This is a genomic window from Bartonella sp. B1099, from assembly GCF_944801835.1.
Classification (GTDB): domain Bacteria; phylum Pseudomonadota; class Alphaproteobacteria; order Rhizobiales; family Rhizobiaceae; genus Bartonella.
Genome location: NZ_CALYLN010000001.1, coordinates 1099010 through 1121826 on the forward strand (window position 1 = coordinate 1099010; position 22817 = coordinate 1121826).

The 22817-nt window shown below is 38.4% G+C and carries 14 protein-coding genes and 4 pseudogenes; 11 read left to right on the forward strand and 7 right to left on the reverse strand.

Annotated elements, in window-relative coordinates; all coding sequences use genetic code 11:
- Nucleotides 1-77: 77 nt before the first annotated feature.
- Genes NNJ73_RS04695 through NNJ73_RS04705 form a run of 3 tightly spaced genes read right to left on the reverse strand, consistent with a single transcriptional unit; the run spans nt 78 to nt 3456 of the window.
- Complete coding sequence (locus NNJ73_RS04695) at nt 78-1739, reverse strand: electron transfer flavoprotein-ubiquinone oxidoreductase (RefSeq protein WP_254492928.1); 1662 nt, start codon at nt 1737-1739, stop codon at nt 78-80.
- 3 nt (nt 1740-1742) lie between these two features.
- The gene (locus tag NNJ73_RS04700; protein WP_254474690.1) at nt 1743-2663 is read right to left on the reverse strand and encodes an electron transfer flavoprotein subunit alpha/FixB family protein; all 921 of its coding nucleotides are present in this window, start codon (nt 2661-2663) and stop codon (nt 1743-1745) included.
- Between the two features lie 46 nt (nt 2664-2709).
- The gene (locus tag NNJ73_RS04705) at nt 2710-3456 is read right to left on the reverse strand and encodes an electron transfer flavoprotein subunit beta/FixA family protein (protein WP_254492929.1); all 747 of its coding nucleotides are present in this window, start codon (nt 3454-3456) and stop codon (nt 2710-2712) included.
- A gap of 534 nt (nt 3457-3990) precedes the next feature.
- Between NNJ73_RS04705 and NNJ73_RS04710 the strand changes: the two genes are divergently transcribed.
- From NNJ73_RS04710 to NNJ73_RS04720, 3 genes are all read left to right on the forward strand, one after another.
- Nucleotides 3991-4875, forward strand: a complete 885-nt coding sequence (locus NNJ73_RS04710; RefSeq protein WP_254492930.1) for a hypothetical protein — start codon at nt 3991-3993, stop codon at nt 4873-4875.
- Nucleotides 4876-5055: 180 nt separating this feature from the next.
- Nucleotides 5056-5982 carry a sulfite exporter TauE/SafE family protein gene (locus NNJ73_RS04715; RefSeq protein WP_254492931.1) on the forward strand — a complete coding sequence of 309 codons (927 nt, stop codon included), beginning with the start codon at nt 5056-5058 and terminating at the stop codon, nt 5980-5982.
- Between the two features lie 2 nt (nt 5983-5984).
- The gene (locus tag NNJ73_RS04720; RefSeq protein WP_254492932.1) at nt 5985-6797 is read left to right on the forward strand and encodes a TIGR02186 family protein; all 813 of its coding nucleotides are present in this window, start codon (nt 5985-5987) and stop codon (nt 6795-6797) included.
- A 24-nt stretch (nt 6798-6821) separates the two neighbouring features.
- Here NNJ73_RS04720 and NNJ73_RS04725 read toward each other — a convergent pair whose 3' ends face one another.
- Entirely contained in the window at nt 6822-7103 is a 282-nt protein-coding gene (locus tag NNJ73_RS04725) for a DUF6460 domain-containing protein (RefSeq protein ID WP_254474680.1), read from the reverse strand.
- Nucleotides 7104-8183: 1080 nt separating this feature from the next.
- Here NNJ73_RS04725 and NNJ73_RS04730 point away from each other — a divergent pair.
- From NNJ73_RS04730 to NNJ73_RS04750, 5 genes are all read left to right on the forward strand, one after another.
- On the forward strand, nt 8184-9809 hold the full coding sequence (locus NNJ73_RS04730; protein WP_254492933.1) for an ABC transporter substrate-binding protein: 1626 nt from the start codon (nt 8184-8186) through the stop codon (nt 9807-9809).
- 701 nt (nt 9810-10510) lie between these two features.
- A complete protein-coding gene (locus NNJ73_RS04735; RefSeq protein WP_254492934.1) occupies nt 10511-12142 on the forward strand; it encodes an ABC transporter substrate-binding protein in 1632 nt (543 codons plus the stop codon).
- A gap of 911 nt (nt 12143-13053) precedes the next feature.
- Nucleotides 13054-14685, forward strand: a complete 1632-nt coding sequence (locus tag NNJ73_RS04740; protein WP_254492935.1) for an ABC transporter substrate-binding protein — start codon at nt 13054-13056, stop codon at nt 14683-14685.
- A gap of 399 nt (nt 14686-15084) precedes the next feature.
- Nucleotides 15085-16515: an exodeoxyribonuclease VII large subunit gene (gene xseA, locus NNJ73_RS04745; RefSeq protein WP_254492936.1), complete on the forward strand. Its 1431-nt coding sequence runs from the start codon at nt 15085-15087 to the stop codon at nt 16513-16515.
- Nucleotides 16493-17119, forward strand: coding sequence for a DNA-3-methyladenine glycosylase I (locus tag NNJ73_RS04750; protein WP_254492937.1), 627 nt, complete (start codon nt 16493-16495; stop codon nt 17117-17119). Before xseA ends, NNJ73_RS04750 begins: the two co-directional genes overlap by 23 nt.
- 258 nt (nt 17120-17377) lie before the next feature.
- Here NNJ73_RS04750 and NNJ73_RS10100 read toward each other — a convergent pair.
- The 3 pseudogenes from NNJ73_RS10100 to NNJ73_RS10110 form a co-directional block, all read right to left on the reverse strand.
- Nucleotides 17378-17485, reverse strand: a pseudogene (locus NNJ73_RS10100) (integrase); the annotation flags it as partial.
- A gap of 79 nt (nt 17486-17564) precedes the next feature.
- Nucleotides 17565-17846: pseudogene (locus NNJ73_RS10105) on the reverse strand (tyrosine-type recombinase/integrase); the annotation flags it as partial.
- Nucleotides 17835-18055 (reverse strand): annotated as a pseudogene (locus NNJ73_RS10110) (YqaJ viral recombinase family protein); the annotation flags it as partial. The pseudogenes NNJ73_RS10110 and NNJ73_RS10105, both read right to left, overlap by 12 nt.
- 176 nt (nt 18056-18231) lie before the next feature.
- Between NNJ73_RS10110 and NNJ73_RS04760 the strand changes: the two are divergent.
- The 3 genes and pseudogenes from NNJ73_RS04760 to NNJ73_RS04770 form a co-directional block, all read left to right on the forward strand.
- Nucleotides 18232-18588: pseudogene (locus tag NNJ73_RS04760) on the forward strand (Arm DNA-binding domain-containing protein); the annotation flags it as partial.
- Between the two features lie 622 nt (nt 18589-19210).
- On the forward strand, nt 19211-20836 hold the full coding sequence (locus tag NNJ73_RS04765; protein ID WP_254492938.1) for an ABC transporter substrate-binding protein: 1626 nt from the start codon (nt 19211-19213) through the stop codon (nt 20834-20836).
- A 377-nt stretch (nt 20837-21213) separates the two neighbouring features.
- Nucleotides 21214-22815: an ABC transporter substrate-binding protein gene (locus tag NNJ73_RS04770; RefSeq protein ID WP_254492939.1), complete on the forward strand. Its 1602-nt coding sequence runs from the start codon at nt 21214-21216 to the stop codon at nt 22813-22815.
- Nucleotides 22816-22817: the final 2 nt, after the last annotated feature.

A 22817-nucleotide genomic window follows, 5' to 3' on the forward strand; every position in this document is an offset into this window, starting at 1 on the left:
GAAATATTTTGATCCATTGCGTTTTGTCTATTTCAATTTTAGGAGAACGAACAATGATGATATTGGCGGGAGAGAGGTTACATATTGGGGTAGAAGGGACCTTCGCTGCCTTGCGGACAGGTCCATGTGATGTTTTGGTTTGGGTCTTTAATGTCGCACGTTTTACAATGTATGCAATTTGAAGCATTGATCCTATACGTTAGATGATTATGAGACTCTAGCCATTCGTAGACAGCGGCGGGGCAATAGTGTGTAGAAGGTCCTCCATAGATTGCATATTCGGAGTCCTTTTGTTTTTCTAAAGAGGCTATTTTTAAATGACAAGGTTGATTTTCTTCATGGTGCGTATTGGAAAGGGCAACACTTGTAAGGCGGTCAAAAGTTATAATACCATCGGGTTTTGGGTAAGCAATGGGTTGAAATTTTTCTGCAGGTTCAAGACAGGCATAATCTTCCTTGCCATGGGAGAGTGTTTTAAATAAGGAAAATCCGAACAGTTGTTGCCACCACATATCAAAACCGGCAAGTTGAATCCCATATTTTGTCCCATATTTTGCCCATAGCGGTTTGGCATTTCGCACTTTATAAAGATCTTTGCCGATGGGCCCTTTTCGCCATTGTTCTTCGATTTCTTTGACTTCATCATGGGCGCGACCTTGTGCGAGAGCGGTAGCAATTTTATCGGCGGCTAATATGCCTGATAAGATGGCATTGTGTGATCCTTTGATACGAGGAACATTGACAAAGCCAGCCGAGCAGCCAATAAGTACTCCACCAGGAAAGGTGAGTTTTGGTACAGATTGCCATCCTCCTTCACTGATCACACGCGCCCCGTAGGAAAGGCGTTTTGCCCCTTGGAAGATTTCATAGAGTTTTGGATGGGTTTTAAAACGTTGAAATTCTTCAAAGGGAGAAAGATAAGGATTTTTGTAATCTAAGTGCACAACAAAACCGATAGAAATGATATTGTTTTCTTGGTGATAAAGAAAACCACCCCCACCGGTATGATTGTCTAAGGGCCAACCGGTGAAATGTTGCACTAAACCGCGTTGGTGTTTTTGCGGTTCAATTGTCCAGAGCTCTTTGAGACCGAGACCAAATTTCTGGGGTTCACGATTTTTGCTAAGGTTAAAATGCTGTATCAGTTGTTTTGCAATAGAGCCGCGGGCGCCTTCCGCAATTAGTGTATATTTTGCCAATAATGCCATACCAGGCATATAATTTTTTCCAGGGGTTCCATCTTTATTACGTCCCATATCCCCCGTGAGAACACCAATGATGGCTCCGTTCTCATTCTGGATGGTTTCTGTTGCGGTAAAACCTGGATAAATTTCTACACCCAGTGCTTCGGCTTTTTTGCTTAGCCAGCGGCAAACATTCCCAAGTGAAACGATATAACACCCGTCATTGGATAAGATTTTGGGGTGCAAGATATTGGGCAATCGTGTTGCTTTTTGAGGCTTTAGAAAAAAAAATTGGTCACGGGTAACAGGGGTTGTGAAGGGATGGTCGTGGTCACTTCTCCATTCCGGTAAGAGTGTATCAATACCGATGGGATCAACAACGGCGCCAGAGAGAATATGGGCTCCAACTTCAGTCCCTTTTTCAACAATTGTGACAGAAAGATCAGGGTTAATTTGTTTCAGACGAATGGCAGCAGAAAGCCCTGCAGGACCTGCTCCGACAATGACGATGTCAAACTCCATACTTTCACGCTGGTCATGCAGAGGTGCTTTCATGGTTTATAAAGCTTTCTCCAATTCTGGAATAATTTGGTGGAGATCACCGACAAGGGCGTAATCGGCAATTTGCATGATGGGTGCTTCTTCATCTTTATTAATAGCAACAATAATTTGTGCATCCATTATACCGGCTAAATGCTGGATTGCACCGGAAATGCCAACAGCGATATAGAGTTCAGGGGCAACGACTTTTCCTGTTTGTCCAATTTGCCAATCATTGGGAGCATAGCCTGCGTCAACGGCTGCGCGGCTGGCACCTAAAGCAGCATTTAATTTGTTTGCAAGGGGAAGAAGAAGGTCCATAAATCGTTCTTGTGAACCAAGACCACGTCCCCCTGAGATAATAACACGTGCAGAAGTAAGATCAGGACGATCACTTTTGTTAGTTTCTGCTTTTACGAAAGACGAAAGATTGGGATTGGGCGCTGGTGTTATTGTTTTAATGGGTGCAGAATTATTTTGAGAAGGCGTTGGTGGGAAAGAGGCTGTGCGAACGGTGATGATCTTTTTGTGATCATTGCTGCGGACAGTTTCAACTGCATTGCCTGCATAAATGGGCCGTTTGAAGGTATCGGGTGAAAGAACGGCGGTAATATCTGAAATTTGCATAAGATCAAGAAGGGCTGCTACGCGTGGCATCACATTTTTTCCAGTACTGCTGGATGGCGCCATGATCACATCATAATCATTGGCTAATGTGATAATTGTATTGGCCATAGGCTCGGCAAGTTGATGGGCTAAATAGTCAGCGTCAGCAATAAGAACTTGCCGCACACCGTTAAGTTTAGCACTCTTTTCCGCTATTGTTTGAATGTTTTCTCCGCAAACTAAAATATCGATATCGCTTTTGAGTGCGTGCGCAGCGGTGAGTGCTTTTGCGGTTTCTTCTGTATGATGATCGGCTAATAAAAGAATTGCCATAAATTTTTACCCTTTTATGTGAGTATTGCTTTTACTTTAGAGAATATTAAATGCAGCTTTTTTGTTTTAGTGCACTGACAAGCTCTGCCACATTAGCGACTTTAATCCCAGACTGACGGGGTTTGGGCTCTTCAACACTTAAAATTGTTAAGCGTGCTTTCGTATCAATGCCAAGATCAGCAAGAGTTTTTTGTTCAATGATTTTCTTTTTTGCTTTCATGATATTGGGGAGAGAGGTGTAACGCGGTTCATTGAGCCGCAGATCGGTCGTCATAACCATGGGAAGGGGAAGGCAAAGGGTTTGTGTTCCATTATCAACCTCACGTGTAACGGTAGCATGCCCATCTTCTATGTTAAGATGTGAGGCAAAAGTTGCCTGTCCCCAACCAAGAAGAGCGGCGAGCATTTGTCCAGTTTGGTTGTTATCGTCATCAATTGCTTGTTTTCCTAAAAAGACCATATCGGGTTTTTCTTCATGAACAATGGCTTTGAGAACCTTAGCGATGCTTAAGGGTTCAAGTGTTTGATCTGTTGTGACAAGAAGTGCGCGATCAGCCCCCATGGCAAGTCCTGTTCGTAAAGTTTCTTGGGCTGTTTCTGGTCCAATTGAAACAAGAACAACTTCTGAAATTTTACCAGATTCTTTTTGGCGAATTGCCTCCTCAACGGCTATTTCGTCAAAGGGATTCATAGACATTTTTACATGAGATAGATCAACGCCTGTGTTATCGGGCTTGACGCGTATCTTGATGTTATAATCAACAACACGTTTGACAGCGACAATTATCTTCATGATGATCCTCTTTGTTTGTCTGGTCACAAGTTTATAGCAATAATCATAAGAAACCAAATTGTTTAGAATGAAATCTCATTTATAACTTGTGTTCTCTTTCATATAAGCTTTTTTATGTTTACTTGTACTTTCTTGTCGTCATTTTCAATCGTCATCTCTTTTGCATTTTTATAATTGCTTTATTTGCTTGAATAAAAAGTAAAAAAATAATCTGTCTTGTGAGAATATTCTTTTTTCGTTTCATAGGCTTTGTTTATGATGGTGCAATAGGGACTTTATACGATGAAAAATGAAGCAAAAAAATAAAAATGGGGAAATGATTTTACGCTTCAAATCTTAAGGGTAGAAAAATTAAAGATCTTTCTTTCAAATAGTTGGGATGAATATTAAGCAAATATTGTAGATAAAGATTGGGAAAAATATTTCTAACAAAAAATTGAGGGAGTTCTTAAAGCTCTATTTACTAAAATAGAGCATACTTTCTCATCATTTCTTGTGATTCTTTTCAAAAAGGTTAATGAGGGGTAAGCATTTGTGAATACGAAGGGTCATACGATCGACCAGGCAGCTAATCAGGTTCGGAGTGATCAATTCTCTTCTTTTATTGAGCAGAAGGGGAGAATGGATACAAGAGTGGATACGCCTGTGGAAGTAACAATGTCGGATATTGCTCAAAAATTACGCACTGTTTATGCACAAATGCAAATGAAACATTCACCTCGTCCTTTGAACCAGCACGGGGCTGTCGAAGAACATTTTAAATCTTACTTAGATGATATTAGTCGGGCCATTTTGGCTGAATATTATATTCGTCGCCAAAGGGAAAAAAGACTTTTTGAGTCTTTAGAACAGATTAAAACACTTATTCAAAGTTTGCAGAGTGAAAAAAAAAGTTTAGAAGCAGCAGCGATAACACGACGGATGTCTCGTTCAAAATTATCTGATTCTGTTGTACAAAAACTTGCTCATATGGAGTGTGAGGAAAATCAAGAACGCTTATACCTTCAAAAGGCACAAAATTTTTCAAGACAAAACAGTATAACACCACGTCAAATAAATATTGAAAATGCGTTGCAGCAAGAAAATAAAAGCTCTCTATCCAGTGATGCACTTTTGCCAAGTGAGGCCCTTTTGCCAAGGGATGCTCTGAAGTCTTCTTTTAAAAAGACTGAAGGAGCAGCGGAGCATACTGTGATAGAAGAAAAGAGTATGGAGATTCCAGCATCTAACCATTGCCCAGAATCTCATCATTGCATGGAGAATGATTTTTCTCCTCCCTTAAAGGCGCAGTCTCGCAGACATGTCTCTTTTTTATCTGTTTTTATAAAAAAAAGTGTCCTTTGTTTTTTAACCGTTGCATTTATGGGTGCGATAACGTTATGTTTTTATAGCTTTTTAAAAGGAGCTCGTTTTTTTTAGTTTTTACGCTGTTGATGTTAATAGATGTGAAATATATTATGCATTCGTAAATTGTGCGGAAGCTATGGCAATTAAAATCATCCCTTTTAAACACGCAACAGAGATTATTGGAAAAGGGAGAGTTGGAGAAAGATCCTCCAATTGCTAAAAAAGCCTCAAATTATCTTAAAGGTTCTGCCTGTGAGTATTTATTTACCAATTGCTGAAATGTCACTCAATATGCTGATCTTGATTGGTATGGGAGTCGTTGCTGGTTTTTTTTCAGGTCTTTTTGGCATTGGGGGTGGTTTTCTCATCACGCCTTTATTGATTTTTTATAATATTCCTCCTGCTATTGCTGTTGGAACAGGCGCTAACCAGATGATTGCATCATCTGTAACGGGGGCGATTACACATTTTAGACGGCGGACTCTTGATATCAAACTTGGTATTATTTTGGCGATTGGAGGAGGGATCGGTTCGTTAATCGGGATTCAGATTTTTTCTGTTTTGAAAAAATTAGGTCAATTAGACCTCATGATTTCGCTTCTTTATGTGATTCTTCTTGGAAGTATAGGAAGCTTGATGATTGTTGAAAGTTGGTATGATATGATACGCAAGCGTAGATTAGGAAAAGCCAATGTTCGTCTTGCAAGTCGACATCGACATAACTGGATTCATCGCTTACCGTTAAAAATGCGTTTCCGAGCTTCTATGATCTATGTCAGTATTATTCCAGTGTTAGGGATTGGTCTCATTGTTGGGTTGTTGTCTTCTATTATGGGAATTGGTGGGGGATTTTTTATGATACCGGCATTGATTTACCTTCTGCGTGTTCCAACCAGTGTTGTGATAGGGACTTCACTTTTTCAGATTACATTTGTGTCTTCTTTCACGACAATTTTGCAAAGTATGACTCATCAGTCCGTTGATATTGTTTTGGCTTTCTTGTTAATGCTTGGAGGAAGTATTGGCGCACAATATGGAACACGGGCTGGACGGAAGTTAAAGGCTGAACAATTGCGTATGGCCCTTGCATGTTTGGTGTTGATTGTGTGTATGCGTCTTGCTTTTCAATTATTTGTACGCCCTGATAATCTTTTCTCTCTGGATATTCTTATGAGATAAAAATGGGTAGATTATTTTCTTTATGCATCATTGCAAGTTGCTTTTGTTTTGTTTCTTTTTCTACATGGTCACATGTGGGGACGACAGAAAAAACATTCATTGATCAAATTGATCACGAAACTGTCCAAATTATCGTCACAACGAACACGATTACGGTGGATACAAATTTTGCTGGTCGTGATCTTTATATTGCTGGTGTTTTGGAAAATATTGATCCATTATATTCTCAACAGAACCGTTATGATGTTGTTGTAAGCTTGGAAGGACAAACTCGGCCAATGGTCATGCGGGAAAAAAAACGCAATGCCGGTGTATGGGTTAATACGGATTCCCTTATTTTTAAAAATGTTCCTCTTTTTTACTCTATGGTTACAACGCGTGAAATTGATGATATTACCAGCATCGAAGATTATAAACGTTTGGGGGTAGGGGTACTCTATTTGCCATTACAAACAGATGAAAAGGATCAGAAAAAAGTACAAATCTTTCGTGATGAACTTATAAAACTGCAAAAAGCTAAAAGTCTTTATTATGAAGAAGTAGGCGGTGTTCGTTTTGGTTCTGATAAACTTTTCACAGCACATTTTCGTTTACCGGCCAATATTCCTGTTGGGCATTATAAGGCTCGTGCTTATCTTTTTCGTGATGGGCAGTTTATTGATAGTGCAACAACGACTCTTGAAATTGTTAAAGCGCATATTGCTTATACAATTTTCTATGCGGCGCACAAGTATCGTTTCCTCTATGGTATTGTTGCGGTGATTATCGCTGTGAGCACAGGATTTTTATGTCGTTTGATTTTTCGAAAAGACTAATGCTAAGAAAAATATTTAAAGTGTTTATTTTTTGTGAAAAATGCGCAAGATGAGAAAAATAGGCACAACAATAATAGCGCCCATCATGGTTGTGTGGAAGAAGTTTTTAAGCGTTATAAATCCTGTTCCCCATAAAGATTGAAGAAAATCTATTATTTTTTGTATGAGGTTGTGAGGTGTCCATCCAAAAAATTTCATTACAATACCCATGAAGAATGAAAGGATAAGTAATTTTAGACTGACACGGCTGAATGTTTCTTTAAGAAATACATGAAAAGAATTTGACAATTTTTTCTTTCGGCTCATTTAAATATACTTTCGAATCTCTAGTGTTTTTGATGTATTATCATCGTAGAGTGATTTTATTATCATAAAGGAAAAATATTTTCTTATTTTTTAACACCTTTGTACTGGTGTGATACCGGTGCGGGTCGTTGAAATACACGCGCATTTTATTACATTTTCGCGATATTTTCAGGGGACTTCTTTTATTACATGGAGAAGTTTCTTTTTTTTCTGAGAATTTCTAAGGGGATTTTTATAACGTTTTGATGTTTTGCATCAGAGTGAAAGCCCTCATCCGTTGAAGATTTTGTAACGGACTTATTATTATCCCGTGTATAGAAATAATATTTCAAGGAAATTTACTTAAAAAAAGACTATCTATTCTGATAATGCTGTGCTTATATAGGTATTATATTTAGATAATTCAACCGTAGTGAATTGAAAAGATACTTTTTGCTGAAAAATGCAAGCAATGAACTGAGTGTTGTTAAAGGAGCAAAGGTATTAAAATAGGATGTTGAAAAAAGTTTTGTGCTGTATAAACACGTGAGTAAATATTAGGGGGTTGCGGTGCTCATGCTCTTTTTGTTTTGAAATAAGATATAATGAGGAGCTTGTTGTTGAGCGGGGAATTCAAAATTCATTTTGCAGAAAGCGGAGAGGTGCTTGATATTGAAAAATGGATGAATTTTTCTTGTTTTGTTGAAAGATCAAATTGTTGTTAAGGCTCGTTATTATTAAGGTGCTTGCGCTAACAGGGGCGTGTTTTGATGACAGAAAAAATGCAGGAAGAAAAAAGAAGAGATAAGCTTGCTCGACAAGAGAGAAAAAATCTCTGTTTTATAGTCTTCAAGGGTAGATGTTGTTATATCATCAGTAGATTTTATTATCGGTTCTACCATTTATTGTATATTAAATTGTTTTTCGGTGCATATGGGAGGGGATAGCTTATAAGGGTGGCAGGAGGAGTGGTTAGTTAAGGAGTGTTGTCTGAATTTTAAAACCTTTGTTTCTTAGAGCCTATGGTTCATCTAATCTTGTTATTTTGCACGTTCTTATTGCGTGGGGAATTTATACAATAAACGTTAAAAGGAAAAGTCTATGAACTTGAAAAGAAAAATATTGAAAAGTAGCGGCTCTCTTATTTCTGTTCTTATGGCCCTTGGAGTGGTTGCACAACAGGCTTCAGCAAAAACGCCGGCGAATACTCTTGTGATGGCTTGGAATATGGATGCAATCAGTACATTTGACCCTGCGCAACTTACAGATGTTTATGGAAGTGAGATTATTCGCAATGTTTGTGATAATTTGGTGAGTGGTGCGACAGATAATCCCGCTAAAATGGTTCCATCTTTAGCAACGCATTGGGATGTTTCAGGGGATGATCACAGTACGGTGATTACCTTTCATTTGCGTGATGGTTTAAAGTTTAATGATGGGAGAGCAGCCAACGCCAATGATCTTGTTTGGGGGATGAAGCGGGTTGTTAAATTGAAGATGGGGAATGCAGCAATTTTTAATGAATATGGCATTACAGAGCAAAATGTTGATGATGCTTTGCAAGCTCCCGATGAAAAAACAGTGGTGATGAAATTTGATAAGCCTTATCCAGCAGAGCTTATTCTTAATAATATTGTGGCCAGTCCTGCAACAGCTTTGCTTGATCGTAAGACCATTATGAAGCATGAAAAAGATGGCGATCTGGGCAATCAGTATTTAAAAACGCATGCTGCTTGTGTTGGTCCTTATCAGTTAAAAAGTTGGCGCCCTGGAGAAGCTCTTTTGTTGCATGCAAGCTCTCATTATTGGGGAGAAGCACCAAAATTGAAGCAGATACTCATTCGTCATGTTGCAGAGCCTGGAACACAACGTTTATTGTTACAAAAACATGATATTGATGTTGCTCGTAATTTGACCCCTGAAGATCTTGCAGATCTACAAAAAACCACAGATGTTAAAATCGAGGAAGTGTTAGAGCCATCCATGATGTATTGGGGCTTCAATATGACAAATCCCATTTTTGCGAAGGAAAAAGTACGCTTGGCGATGCGCTATCTCATAGACTATGAAGGTCTTGGTAAAAAGCTTCTCAAAGGTGTTGGTGTTCCACGGGCAAGTTTTGTTCCTCTTGGCAACCTTGGGGCTTTGGATGAAAAAGAAGGGCAACCCTTTAAACTTGATATTCAAAAAGCCAAGAAACTTTTAGCAGAGGCTGGTTATCCGAACGGATTTGAGGCCAATTTCCTCGTTTCAAATGATCCTTATAGACTGCTCCTTGCTCAGTCACTCCAAGATAGTGCAGAACAGGCAGGTGTGCATCTTAAAATTGAGCGTTTGGCAGGGACACAGTTGTTTTCCAAACTTTATGCACGTAGCTTTGATACGATTTTTGTCGGATGGAATAATGATTCTGCAGATCCCCATACAATGGCTTCACGTCTTGTTTATAATCCGGATAACCGGTTTGAGGCAAAAAATACAGCCTATCCTAGTTGGCAACATGGGTATTTTGATACAGAGATGAATCACAAAGTTGAAGAGGCTTTATTTCAAAAAGATCCACAAAAACGGGCAAAAATATATGCTGATTTACAACGTGAATTGATGCAAAAAGGACCTTATGCGTTTATCTTCCAGAAATATACTGTTATTGCGATGACACCTGATATCAAAAAATGGGTTTGGAATAGTGCGCCACAAATTTTTTATAATAAAATTGAAAAATAAGTGTGTCTTCAATGCTGTTAAATAGATAAAGAGCATAGCCATGATATATTCGGCGTTTTGCATAAGTTTTCGAGCTTTACAATATGCCGAATTTATGGGTGAGGGGTGAGTATGTTGTTGAATATCTTTTCAAGACATTCTGTGAAGAAAGATTTTATCTTCTCATTGAGGATGTGTTTGCATGGCTGTTAAGATTGAACATTTCAACTTCTCTGAATGGGAAAGAGGCAATTTCTTTGCTGAAAAAATCAGTACAACCAATGCCGCATAATTTATTATTTCTAAAGGATAAAAGGCTTTGCAATGTTGAAGAAAAATTCTTTATGGAAGTATATCGGGAGGGTGAAAAATATCAGTTTTTATGATGTCCGTGTTTTCTTTTTCTTTGAAAGATGATGAGATGGTAATTGGAAGGTGTTGTTTTACAGGGAGTGAAGCAAAAACTTGAAGAAAGAGTAAAAGTCGTTGCACTTGGCAAATTAACGAATTTTTCTGTTTTATCGATATTTCAAATTCTTATGAAGGCTCTTTGTTATTAAGGTACTTGAGCCAATAGGGGGGCTTTGATGACATTAAAAGAGTTTTTTAGGTGAAGGTTTTAAAACTTTATCTCTTGGAGCCTATGGTTCATTCCATTTTATTCTTTTGCGCATCTTTATAGCATGGGAAATTTATACAATAATCTTTAAAGGGAGAAATCTATGAATTTAAAAAGAAAAATATTAAAAGGGAGCAGTCCTTTTGTTTCTGCTCTCATGGTTCTAGGGATGGTTGTACAACCAGTTTTAGCCAAAACACCAGCCGATACTCTTGTAATGGCTTTGAATCTTGATTCAATTGAGACTTTTGATCCTGCACAGATCAATGAACGTTATGGCAATGAAATCGTTGCCAATATTTGTGATAACCTCATCGATTCTGCAACAGATGATGCAGCAAAAATAGCACCTTCTTTGGCAAAGAGTTGGGATGTTTCAAATGAGGGCGGGGGTACAGTCATTACTTTTCATTTGCGTGATGGTTTGAAGTTTAATGATGGTCGACCTGCTGGTGCCCATGATCTTGTTTGGGGGATGAGGCGGGTTGTTAAGTTAAAATTGTCTGCAGCGGCAATATTTAACGAGTATGGAATTACAGAACAAAATGTTGATTCTACTCTTCAAGCACCCGATGAGAAGACAGTGGTGATGAAATTTGATAAGCTTTATCCAGCAGAGATAATCCTTGGGCATATTCTTACTACGCGTACTGCTGCTTTGCTTGATCGTGAAACAATTATGAAACATGAACAAGATGGTGATATGGGCAATCGTTATTTGGCAAGCCATGCTGCTTGTGTCGGTCCTTATCAGTTAGTGAATTGGCGTTCTGGAGAGGCAATTTTGTTGCGTGCAAGTTCCCATTATTGGGGAGAAACACCCAAATTAAAACAGGTTCTCATTCGTCATATTGCAGAGCCTGGTACACAACGTTTGTTGTTGGAAAAACATGATATTGATGTGGCCCGTAATTTGATGCCAGAAGATATAGCCGATCTCCAAGCAAAAACAGATATTAAGATTGAAAAAGTGTTGGCACCATCTGTGATCATGTGGGGATTCAATGTGACAAATCCTATTTTTGCCAATGAAAAAGTGCGTTTGGCAATGCGCTATCTTATCGATTATGACACTTTGGGAAAGACTCTTCTTAAAGATGTTGGTATTCCACGGGCAAGCTTTATTCCCATTGGGAATCTTGGTGCTTTGGATGAAAAAGAAGGGCAACCCTTTAAGCTTGATCTTCAAAAAGCCAAGCAGCTTTTAACAGAAGCAGGCTATCCAAATGGTTTTGAGGCTAATATTTATGCAGGAAAATCTCCTTATCCTTTTGCTTTGCCTATTGCTCAGTCCATTCAAGACAATGCAAAAAAAATAGGTGTGCGCTTTAAGATTGAACATTTTGTAGGGACACAGTTGTTTTCAAAACTTTATGCACGAGGTTTTGATACAATTTTTATGGGATGGAATAACGATTCTGCAGATCCTTATACAATGGCTTCACGTCTTGTTTATAATCCGGATAATCGGTTTGAAGCTAAAAACACAGGCTATCCTAGTTGGTGCCATGGCTATTTGGATGAAGATATGAATAAAAAGGTAAGGGAAGCATTGTTTGAAAAAGATCCACAGAAACGGGCACAAATGTATGCTGACTTACAGCGTGATTTTATGCAAAAAGGACCTTTTGCCTTTATCTATCAGACATATAGCATTATCGCTATGACACCTGATGTTAAAAAATGGGTGTGGAATAGTGCCCCACGTATTTTTTATAATGCCATTGAAAAATAAACACGTTTTCAATGTTGTAACATACAACAATGAATGTGATGCGATATCTTCGGTGTTTTGCACAGGGCTTAAAAGCTTTGCAAAATATCGAAGTTTATCGGTAAAATGCATTTAAAATATATTATAGAATAACTCTTACATACTCTTCTTGAAAGAAGGGCTATGAATTTTTATTAAATACATATATATATAGGTATTAAGATTGGAGATTTCAATCTTAAGTGAAGTAAAAAATAATAAATTTGTTTATTCAAGAAGTGGGCATACTGAATATAAGCAGAATTTAGTATTTTTTAGAAAAAGCGGGGACTTTAAAATGTGCTGTTGAGAAAAAATTGGGTTATGTACAGGTGCATTGGGGGAATATGAGGTTATTGTGGAGCGAATGCTTCAAATTTACCACCTTTCCTTAAAAAATGATGAGATGCTGGGATTGTCCTTTGTATGGAGTCGTGAAAATGCTCAAATTTCCTCGTGAGAAAGGAGAGGAGAGTTCATTGTTGGGGGAACTATGCTTGTGAGGATTATCAAGGTATCAAAGGGTGATTGAGGTTTTAAAGCAACCGAAGTTGGGGCTCTGAAGATTCTTTTGGGTAAATCAAAAAGGCTTTTAAAGCAGAAGTTCTGTTTGATGCGATAAAGAAGATCTTTGGCTTATATGTTCAAAGTTACAGGTGTTGTAAAATCACCAATAGACGCTGTCATTTGTGGTATCACTCATCGTTTATCAGATCACTTTCCGTTGTCTCTTTTGTTTTAGCTTACCAATATCGCTCAAGCGGTTGCTTCTGCTGTTTAAAGGCTTTGATATTTTGTCTTTGGGAGGTGTATTTTAAAAGCCTGATCTTTTTATTTATGCACGTTTTTATTGCGTGAAAAATTTATATAATAAACTCTAAGGGGAAAAATCTATGAATTTAAGAAGAAAAATATTAAAAGGGAGCAGTTCTTTTGCCTCTGCAATTATTGCTTTTGGGATGTTGGTGCAACAAGTTTCAGCAAAAACACCAGCCGATACTCTCGTGATGGCTTGGGATCTCGATGCGATTAGTAATTTTGATCCTGCGCAGCTCAATGACCGATATGGCGCTGAAATTGTTGTCAATGTTTGTGACAATTTGGTTGATTCTGCTAAAAATGATGGAACTAAAATCGTTCCTTCTTTGGCAAAGAGTTGGGATGTTGCAAGCGATGACCAGAGTACAGTCATTACTTTTCATTTACGCGATGATTTAAAGTTTAATGATGGTCGATCTGCTGGTGCTCATGATCTTGTTTGGGGGATGAGGCGGGTTGTCAAATTGAAACTGTCTAATGCGGCAACTTTTAATGAATATGGTATCACAGAAAAAAATGTTGATAAGGCTTTTCAGGCACCCGACGAGAAGACCGTGGTGATGAAATTTGATAAACCTTATCCAGCAGAGCTTATTCTGAGCAATATTTCTACTAATCGTACTGTTGCTTTGCTTGATCGTGAGACTCTTATGAAACACGAACAAGATGGTGATATGGGTAATCGCTATTTGGCAAGTCATGCTGCTTGTGTTGGTCCTTATCAGTTAGAAAGTTGGCGTCCTGGAGAAGGGATTTTATTGCGGGCAAGTTCCCATTATTGGGGTGCGGCGCCCAAATTGAAGAAAATCTTAATTCGTCATATTGCAGAGCCTGGTACACAACGTTTGTTGTTGGAAAAACACGATATTGATGTGGCTCGTAATTTGACGCCAGAAAATATAGCCGATCTTCAAGCAACAACAGATATTAAGGTTGAAAAAATATTAGCACCATCGATGATAATATGGGGGTTCAATACAACAAATCCTATTTTTGCCAATGAAAAGGTGCGTTTGGCAATGCGCTACCTTATCGATTATGACACTTTGGGAAAGACTCTTCTTAAAGATGTTGGCATTCCACGGGCAAGCTTTATTCCTCTTGGTAATTTTGGAGCTTTGGATGAAAAAGAAGGGCAACCCTTTAAACTTGATCTTCAAAAAGCTAAGCAGCTTTTAACAGAAGCAGGGTATCCAGATGGTTTTAAAGCCAATATTTTTGCAGGAAAATCTCCTTACCCTTTTGCTTTGCCTATTGCTCAGTCCATTCAGGATAATGCAAAAAAGGTCGGTGTGCGCTTTAAGATTGAACATTTTATCGGGACGCAGTTGTTTTCAAAACTTTATGCCCGCAGCTTTGATACCATTTTTATAGGATGGAATAACTCTTCTTCCGATCCTCATACAATGGCTGCACGTTTTATTTTAAACCCTGACAATCGGTTTGAGGCTAAAAACACAGGCTATCCTAGTTGGTGCCATGGCTATTTGGATGAAGATATGAATAAAAAGGTGAAAGATGCCCTCTTTCAAAGAGATCCACAGAAACGGGCACAAATGTATGCTGACTTACAGCGTGAATTTATGCAAAAAGGACCCTATGCTTTTATCTATCAGACATATAATATTGTCGCTATGACACCTGATGTCAAAAAATGGGTATGGAATGGTGCACCACGTATTTTTTATGCTGCCATTGAAAAATAATTTTTATTGGCAAAATGGAAAAATACGATCACGATATCTTCGACGTTTTGCATAGAATTTAAAAATTTTGCAAAACGTTGAAGTTTATCGCTAGCAAATTAATCTGTTGTATAGGGAAGACTTTCTCAAGATATAACTCTTTTCGAAAGGTATCCTTTTTCTCATTAAATTTTTATGGATGTTGAGATTGAATATTTTCACTGTCGTTGATAAAATTTTAGATGGAATAATCAGTTGATCTCTATATTTTAAGCCTTGATGATTTTGATCGTCAGTTTGAGATTAAGGGTAGAGGCTGTTCCCTCATTGTTACCACGGATATTGGGTGAAACTATACGTTAAAAATTAAAGATGCGTTGTTTTGAAAAGACCCACAAAATGGGCATAAAGAGTTGAAAAATGGTAAGTTTGTTTGGTGAAAAGCCAGTTGCAACGAATATTGCGGAATTTACTGTTTCCGAAATAGCAGGCGCTTTAAAGCGTGTTGTGGAAGAAAAGTTTGGATATGTACGGGTGCGTGGAGAGATCTCGGGTTACCGCGGTGCTCATGCTTCGGGACATGCTTATTTTGCCTTAAAAGATGATAAGGCGCGGTTGGAAGCTGTTATTTGGCGTGGCGTGATGGAAAAGCTCAAATTTCCTCCTGAAGAAGGGATGGAAGTGGTTGCTGTCGGTAAGCTTACGACTTATCCAGGGTCATCGAAATATCAAATTGTCATTGAGGCTCTTGAACCAACAGGGGTTGGTGCTTTGATGACTCTTCTTGAAAATCGTAAGAAAAAATTTGCAGAAGAAGGCTTATTTGATGAAGCAAAGAAAAAGCCTTTGCCTTATATGCCTCGAATTATCGGTGTTGTAACATCACCAACGGGGGCTGTTATTCGCGATATTATTCATCGTATCTCTGATCGTTTTCCGCTGCATGTTTTGGTTTGGCCTGTTCGTGTGCAGGGAGAAACAAGCGGGAGTGAAGTGGCTGCTGCTGTTGAAGGTTTTAATGCACTGACTTCAGGAGGGCACATTCCAAAACCTGATCTGCTTATTGTTGCACGGGGAGGGGGAAGTTTAGAGGATTTATGGGGATTTAATGATGAAGCTGTTGTTCGTGCTGTTTATGCTTCTGACCTCCCCGTTATTTCTGCTGTTGGGCATGAAACAGACTGGACTTTGATTGATTATGTCGCTGATTGGCGTGCTCCAACCCCTACAGGAGCCGCAGAAAAGGCTGTTCCTGTTAAGCTTGATCTTGAAGTAAGTGTTGCATCACTTGGAGCACGTTTGCGTAAAGGACTTGCACGTTCTTTTGATTTTCATCAACAAAAGTTGCGTGCAGCCAGACGAGGACTTCCCACTGTTGACCAACTTTTTGCTCTACCGCGGCGTGGTTTTGATGAAATTTCAAGTCGATTACAGCGTGCTCTTTGTGTGAGCTACGATAAAAAACGTTTTTCTTTTCATGCCCTTCACCTCCGTCTTTCGCCCCGTTTGTTAAAGAGTGAAAAAGCACAACGTCACACAAAGGAATATACAGCACGTCTTCATCGTGCTTTTATGCGCAGTGTAGAAAAACAACGTGCGGCGTTAGAGTTGGCATGTAGGCTTTTAAAAAGCACTTCTTATCAGAATATTTTAGAGCGTGGTTTTGTTTTGGCTTTGGGGCAAGGTCATAAACCTATTAAACGGTTGGCACAGTTTCCTGAAACTGGACAAATAAATTTACGCTTTTTTGATGGTGATATCCGTGTTTCAACACAAGAATCTGTTTCCGCGATACGCTCAAAACACAAGAAGATAAAGTCGCCAAGTGATGACCAAGGAACACTCTTTTAATATGGTGAAGATTATGCTTGCCGATGGTCTTCTTAAGGGAGTGGATGGAAAAGTTCGTTGCGCATGGGCAGGAACGGATCCACTTTATTGCGCTTATCATGATAACGAATGGGGAAAACCTGTTTTTGAGGATATCCCTCTGTTTGAAAAAATTTGTCTTGAAGGTTTCCAAGCGGGGCTTTCTTGGTTTACGATTTTAAAAAAACGCTCTTCTTTTCGCATTGCATTTGATGATTTTGACTTTGAAAAGATTGCTCATTACGATGCGCTAAAGGTGCAAATGTTGATGCAGAATAAAGGCATTGTTCGTCATCAAGGAAAAATTCGTTCAGTGCTGAATAATGCCTTGAGAGCACAGGAAATTATCACCGAGTGGGGGAGTTTATCCCACTATTTCTGGTCTTTTCAGCCACCACAATCGGAGCGTTATGAAAAGATAGATTTTCAAACATTGTTAGCAAATCCCATCACTCCAGCTTCTCTTCGTCTTTCTCAAGACTTAAAGAAGCGCGGCTGGACATTTGTTGGGCCTACGATTTGTTATGCTTTTATGCAGGCTGTAGGGATTGTCAATGATCATCTTGAAGGGTGCTTTTGTCGATAAATTGGTAAAATTTTTGTCATAAGGGCAGGGCAATAACCAATAGGATAATCATTGAATTGTTTCATCAATGTGCAAATGATACAATTCACTTGTATAAGATAATTGAAGCATACAAACGATGCAATAGTGATGATTTTTTTAATTGTTGTTAGCCTTCAAAATAACAAAAGTAACTTTTGAGAATGAAAAAAAATGCAAAAAAGTGTAATATCTTAACTCTCCTGTATCTGGAGTTAAAGAGTGATGATATCTTGTATGTAAAACAGAACGCCATCCAGTTGCCAATTCACGGGCTTTTTTTAAAGAGACATGTCTTAAAGCACCTAATCCCATTTCGCGGCGGCGCTCATGAATGGTATATAAAAAGCAAGTAAAATAAAATAGTTATGTCTAATATAAGGGAAGAGGCAAATATTGATTCTATTATGTTTTTTTGCCTCTATCCCTAACTTTTTTGGAGCTTTTTTATAGCTTCAAGAGCTAATCTTTTACGATCTGCGCTCTTTGTGTAAAGAGATGCCATAGCATCATTTGTCCAGCCAAAGAGTGCTTTCAGTTGTGATACTGTTGCACCAGAATTAGCTGCGCGTGTTGCTGCTAATTTTCTTAAACCATGTGCTGATTTTTTTATGCCTGCTGTATAACAAGCCTCTCTAAATGCATCGCCAAAACTTTCTTTAACGAGTTTTTTATTAGTTTTACTACAGATGAATGTTTCATCTTTGATTTCGTTATCGATAATGAAACGCATATGATTAGTCGATCTAGGACATTTGATTTCGATTAACCCATCTTCATCAATCAGACCATCAGGGCTAGCCCCCGCCATTTTTATTGTGGGGTGTTGAATAAAGCCGCACCTTGTGATTTCAGTATCATAAATGAATGCATATTCTCTCAAGGCATCTTCTTATGTTCAATTCCCCATCTCATATCTACAAGATATTGATTTATAAAGATAATCTAGCGTTGTTCATATTGAATTAGATCCTCGAATAACGTAAAATTCTCTCATTTCAAATCTGTTTATCTTGAATCAATAAAAATCACTCATTTGCGCATCACAAGCGGGATGAGTGTGTGGATAAAATTTGTATAAGAAAGGACTAAAAATGGCTCTTATGAACCGTCTTAATGCAAAGTCTGTCGCAACATTGGGGGCTGGCAAATATAATGATGGTGCCGGCTTGTTACTCCATAAGCGTAAAGATGGAGGTGCTCAATGGATTTATCGTTATACCCTTCACGGGCGCCGCTGTGAAATGGGCTTGGGAGCGTTGCGAGATGTTTCTTTAAAACAAGCGCGTGAATTGGCAACGGGGTGGCGTTCTATTCTTCGTGAGGGTCGTGACCCCATTAAGGAACGTGAAAAACAAAAGCGTGAGGCAATAAGTAATCTCCATTATTTAAAAGATATCGCGTTGGATGCTTTTGAAAGTCGTAAAGCTGAATTAAAGGATGATGGAAAATAGGTGATACAAAATAAAATGCAGTGATGAAAAATTGACGCTAAATAACTCAAGCTGCTTGTGTTAGGGGTTATTATCTGATAACTTTCCTCTATTAGAGAGGGGGTTTGCTGCGTGTGAGCTCCAGTTTTGGGGAGGATACTTAAGCTCAGACAGGCTGGTATTCACGACATTGCTCATTGAATCTCTGTATGTTGCTGTTGAAACCAAATGTTTTATTACAGCATGTTGTTTGCTATTCTATTTTTATAGTGGCAAAGCAATGATGTATACTAAAGTTTAGAAGGATTTATATTCATTATGTCTTTGGGGAAAATTGTATCATGAATTTTGTTTTGATAATTAATTAGAAGGTGATAGAGCTTATTGTCGCGTGCAAAGAGATATTACGAAAAGGATGTGATATTGGTTGGTAAACATATATTCCATGTTCACTATGGTTTGATTAAGACTGTCAATCAATGAATTTATAAAGTGTATGGAATTTAAAAGGAGATGACTCTGTATAAGTGATCAGAACATATTTTCTCAATCTTTATAATTATAAAGATGCCCTTTATGATTATAAAATTTGCATGTCATTTCAGTGTCATTAATTAATAAAAAATAAAGGGGAAATTTTATGAACCTAAAGAAAAAAATATTAAAAGGGAGCAGCTCTCTTATTTCTGTTCTTATGGCATTGGGAGTGGTTGCACAACAGGCTTCAGCAAAAACACCCGCTGATACTCTTGTGATGGCTTGGAATATGGATGCAATCAGTACGTTTGATCCAGCTCAAAGCAATGATGTTTATGCAAGTGAAATTATTGAAAATGTTTGTGATAATTTGGTCAGTACTGCGACAGATGATCCAACGAAAATAGTTCCGGCATTAGCAACACATTGGGATGTTTCAGGGGATGATCACAGTACGGTGATTACCTTTCATTTGCGTGATGATTTAAAGTTTAATGATGGGAGAGCAGCTAACGCCAATGATCTTGTTTGGGGGATGAAGCGGGTTGTCAAATTAAAAATGGCCGATGCGGCAACTTTTAATGAATATGGCATTACAGAGCAAAATATTGATGATGCTTTGCAAGCGCCTGACGAAAAAACAGTGGTGATAAAATTTGATAAGCCTTATCCAGCAGAGCTTATTCTTAATAATGTTATTGCAAATCATGTAACGGCTTTGCTGGATCGTGAGACTATTATGAAACATGAAAAAGATGGCGATCTGGGCAATCAGTATTTAAAAACGCATGCTGCTTGTGTTGGTCCTTATCAGTTAAAAAGATGGCGCCCTGGAGAAGCTCTTTTGTTGCGTGCAAGCTCCCATTATTGGGGAGAAGCACCAAAGCTAAAGCAGATACTCATTCGTCATGTTGCAGAGCCTGGAACACAACGTTTATTGTTGCAAAAGCACGATGTTGATGTTGCTCGTAATTTGACCTCTGAAGATCTTGCAGATCTACAAAAAACAACAGATATTAAAGTCGAAAAGGTGTTGGTGCCAAGCATGATGTATTGGGGGTTCAATACGACAAATCCCATTTTTGCGAAGGAAAAAGTACGCTTGGCGATGCGCTATCTCATAGACTATGAAGGTTTTGGTAAAAAGCTTCTCAAAGGTGTTGGTATCCCACGGGCAAGTTTTGTTCCTCTTGGCAACTTTGGCGCTTTGGATGAAAAAGAAGGGCAACCCTTTAAGCTTGATATTCAAAAAGCCAAGAAACTTTTAGCAGAGGCTGGTTATCCGAATGGATTTGAGGCAAATTTTCTTGTTTCAAATACTCCTTATACTTTAGCTCTTGCTCAGTCACTCCAAGATAGTGCAGCACAGGCGGGGGTGCGTCTTAAAATTGAACGTGTCGCAGGAACACAGTTGTTTTCAAAGGTGGATGCTCGAGCTTTTGATACGACTTTTATCGGATGGAATAGCGGATCTACGGATCCTCATACAATGGCTTCACGTCTTGTTTATAATCCGGATAACCGGTTTGAGGTAAAAAATACAGCCTATCCTAGTTGGCAGCATGGATATTTTGATACAGAGATGAATCACAAAGTTGAAGAGGCTTTATTTCAAAAAGATCCACAAAAACGGGCACAACTCTATGCTGATTTACAACGTGAGTTAATGCAAAAAGGACCTTATGCATTTATCTTTCAAAAATATAATGTGATAGCGATGACACCTGATGTTAAAAAATGGGTTTGGAGTAGTGCGCCGCGTGTTTTTTATAGTGCAATTGAAAAATAAGCGTGTCTTTTCATGTCATAAAAGATAAAAAGAGCTTGATCATAATTGTATGATGAAAATATTCTCCCACATAGAAGCCCTTCAGTTTTTAGAGGATGAAATTGTGGGAGATTATGTCGTATATGATCGAGGCCATTTATAGGGAGGGATGAATATGGAAAGTTATATTGCGGAGTTTTGGGGTTTATGGTTACAGATTCTCTTCATCCTGAAGATAGATTAATATGTGAGAGAATTATTTTATAGATGCTTCGTTTGATGAAATGAAGTTGATGTGTGAGACTATGCTATTTAAAAGATGAAAAAGCAAAATGAAAATCACTTTGTGTGAAAAGGTACAGAAATATAAAAGCAAGAGATAAAATGGGGAAAAAAGAATGTTGAAAAGAATTTGCGTTTTATTAAGCACAATGGGATTTTTAAATGGGGCTATAGTCTCAGCATTTAGTGCTTCATCGAAAGATATATTGGTGATGGCTTGGAATATTGATTCAATTAGTGGTTTTGATCCAGCGCAAACCGTTGAAGTTGTGACGAGTGAGTTGTTGACGAATATTTGCAGCGCGCTTGTGCAATATGATGAGCATGATCCTACAAAAATTCGTCCTGCTATGGCAAAATCTTGGGATGTTTTAGATCATGGCAAAAGAATAGTTTTTCATCTTCGTGATGACTTAAAGTTTGATGATGGAAGAGTGGCGACGGCACAAGATCTCGTATGGTCGATGCGACGGATTATTAAATTAGGTTTGAGCTATGCTCAATCTTTGATGGACTATGGATTTACTAAAGATAATGTTGAAACAAATATTCAGGCTCTTGATGATAAGACTTTACAATTAAAATTAGATAAACCCTATCCTATTCAGCTCATATTGACGGTTATTGGGCAATCCTATGCTTCTGCTCTGCTTGATCGGAAAACGATTGAAGCGCAGAGTATTAACGGTGATATGGGGAATAAATATTTAGCGACACATTCGGCTTGTGTTGGACCTTATAAATTGGCAAGTTGGTCTCCAGGGGATAAAGTTGTATTAAAAGCTACGCAGCATTATTGGGGGAATGCACCTAAAATTAAGCAGATTGTTGTGCGGCATGTAGCGGATTCAGCTAGTCAAAGGCTTCTTTTGGAAAAAGGTGATGTGGATATAGCGCGGGATCTTTCCTCAGAGGATATTTTAGACCTTGAAAAAAAAGGGGGAGCAGCCAAAATTAATCGTGTTTTGCGTCCGCAGATCATTTATCTATCGTTAAACAATAAGAATGCAATTTTTGCAAACGAAAAGGTCAGATTGGCACTTCGTTATTTGGTTGATTATGAAGGTCTTGGAAAAACTGTTTTGAAAGGGATTGCTATTCCGCGGGCAACTTATATGTCTTTAGGTGTTCCGGGTGCTTTGGATGAAAAAGAAGGTCTTCCCTTTAAGTTAGATTTGGAAAAAGCAAAACAGTTAGTTACTGAAGCTGGTTATCCTAACGGTTTTAAAGCTAATCTTTTAGTGGGTAGCCTTAGTTATATGTCGTCTGTTGCACAGTCTATTCAAGCGAATGCACACAAAATTGGTGTTGAGCTGACACTTGAAAAAATGGCACAAAATCAATTATTGAGTCGCGTACGCGGTGGAAATTATGATACGGCCCTTATGGGGTGGGGGAGTGCGGATCCTGATGGACATCCTGCTTCATTAAATCACGTGTTTAATCCTGATCCAACATTTACGAAAAAGCATAATATGTATTTGGCTTGGCGCGCTGGTTATTATGATGAAAATATTAATAAAATGGTGACGGATGCTTTGTTTGAACAAGACCCTAAGAAGCGTATTATGCAATATCGTACTTTACAGCATTATGTGCTAGAGCATGGTCCTATGGTTTATTTATTTCAGACATATTATACCGTTGGTATGGGACCTGATGTCAAAAAGTGGGTTTGGAATAGTTACAGACTTTACTACAATGAAGCAGAAAAATAAAA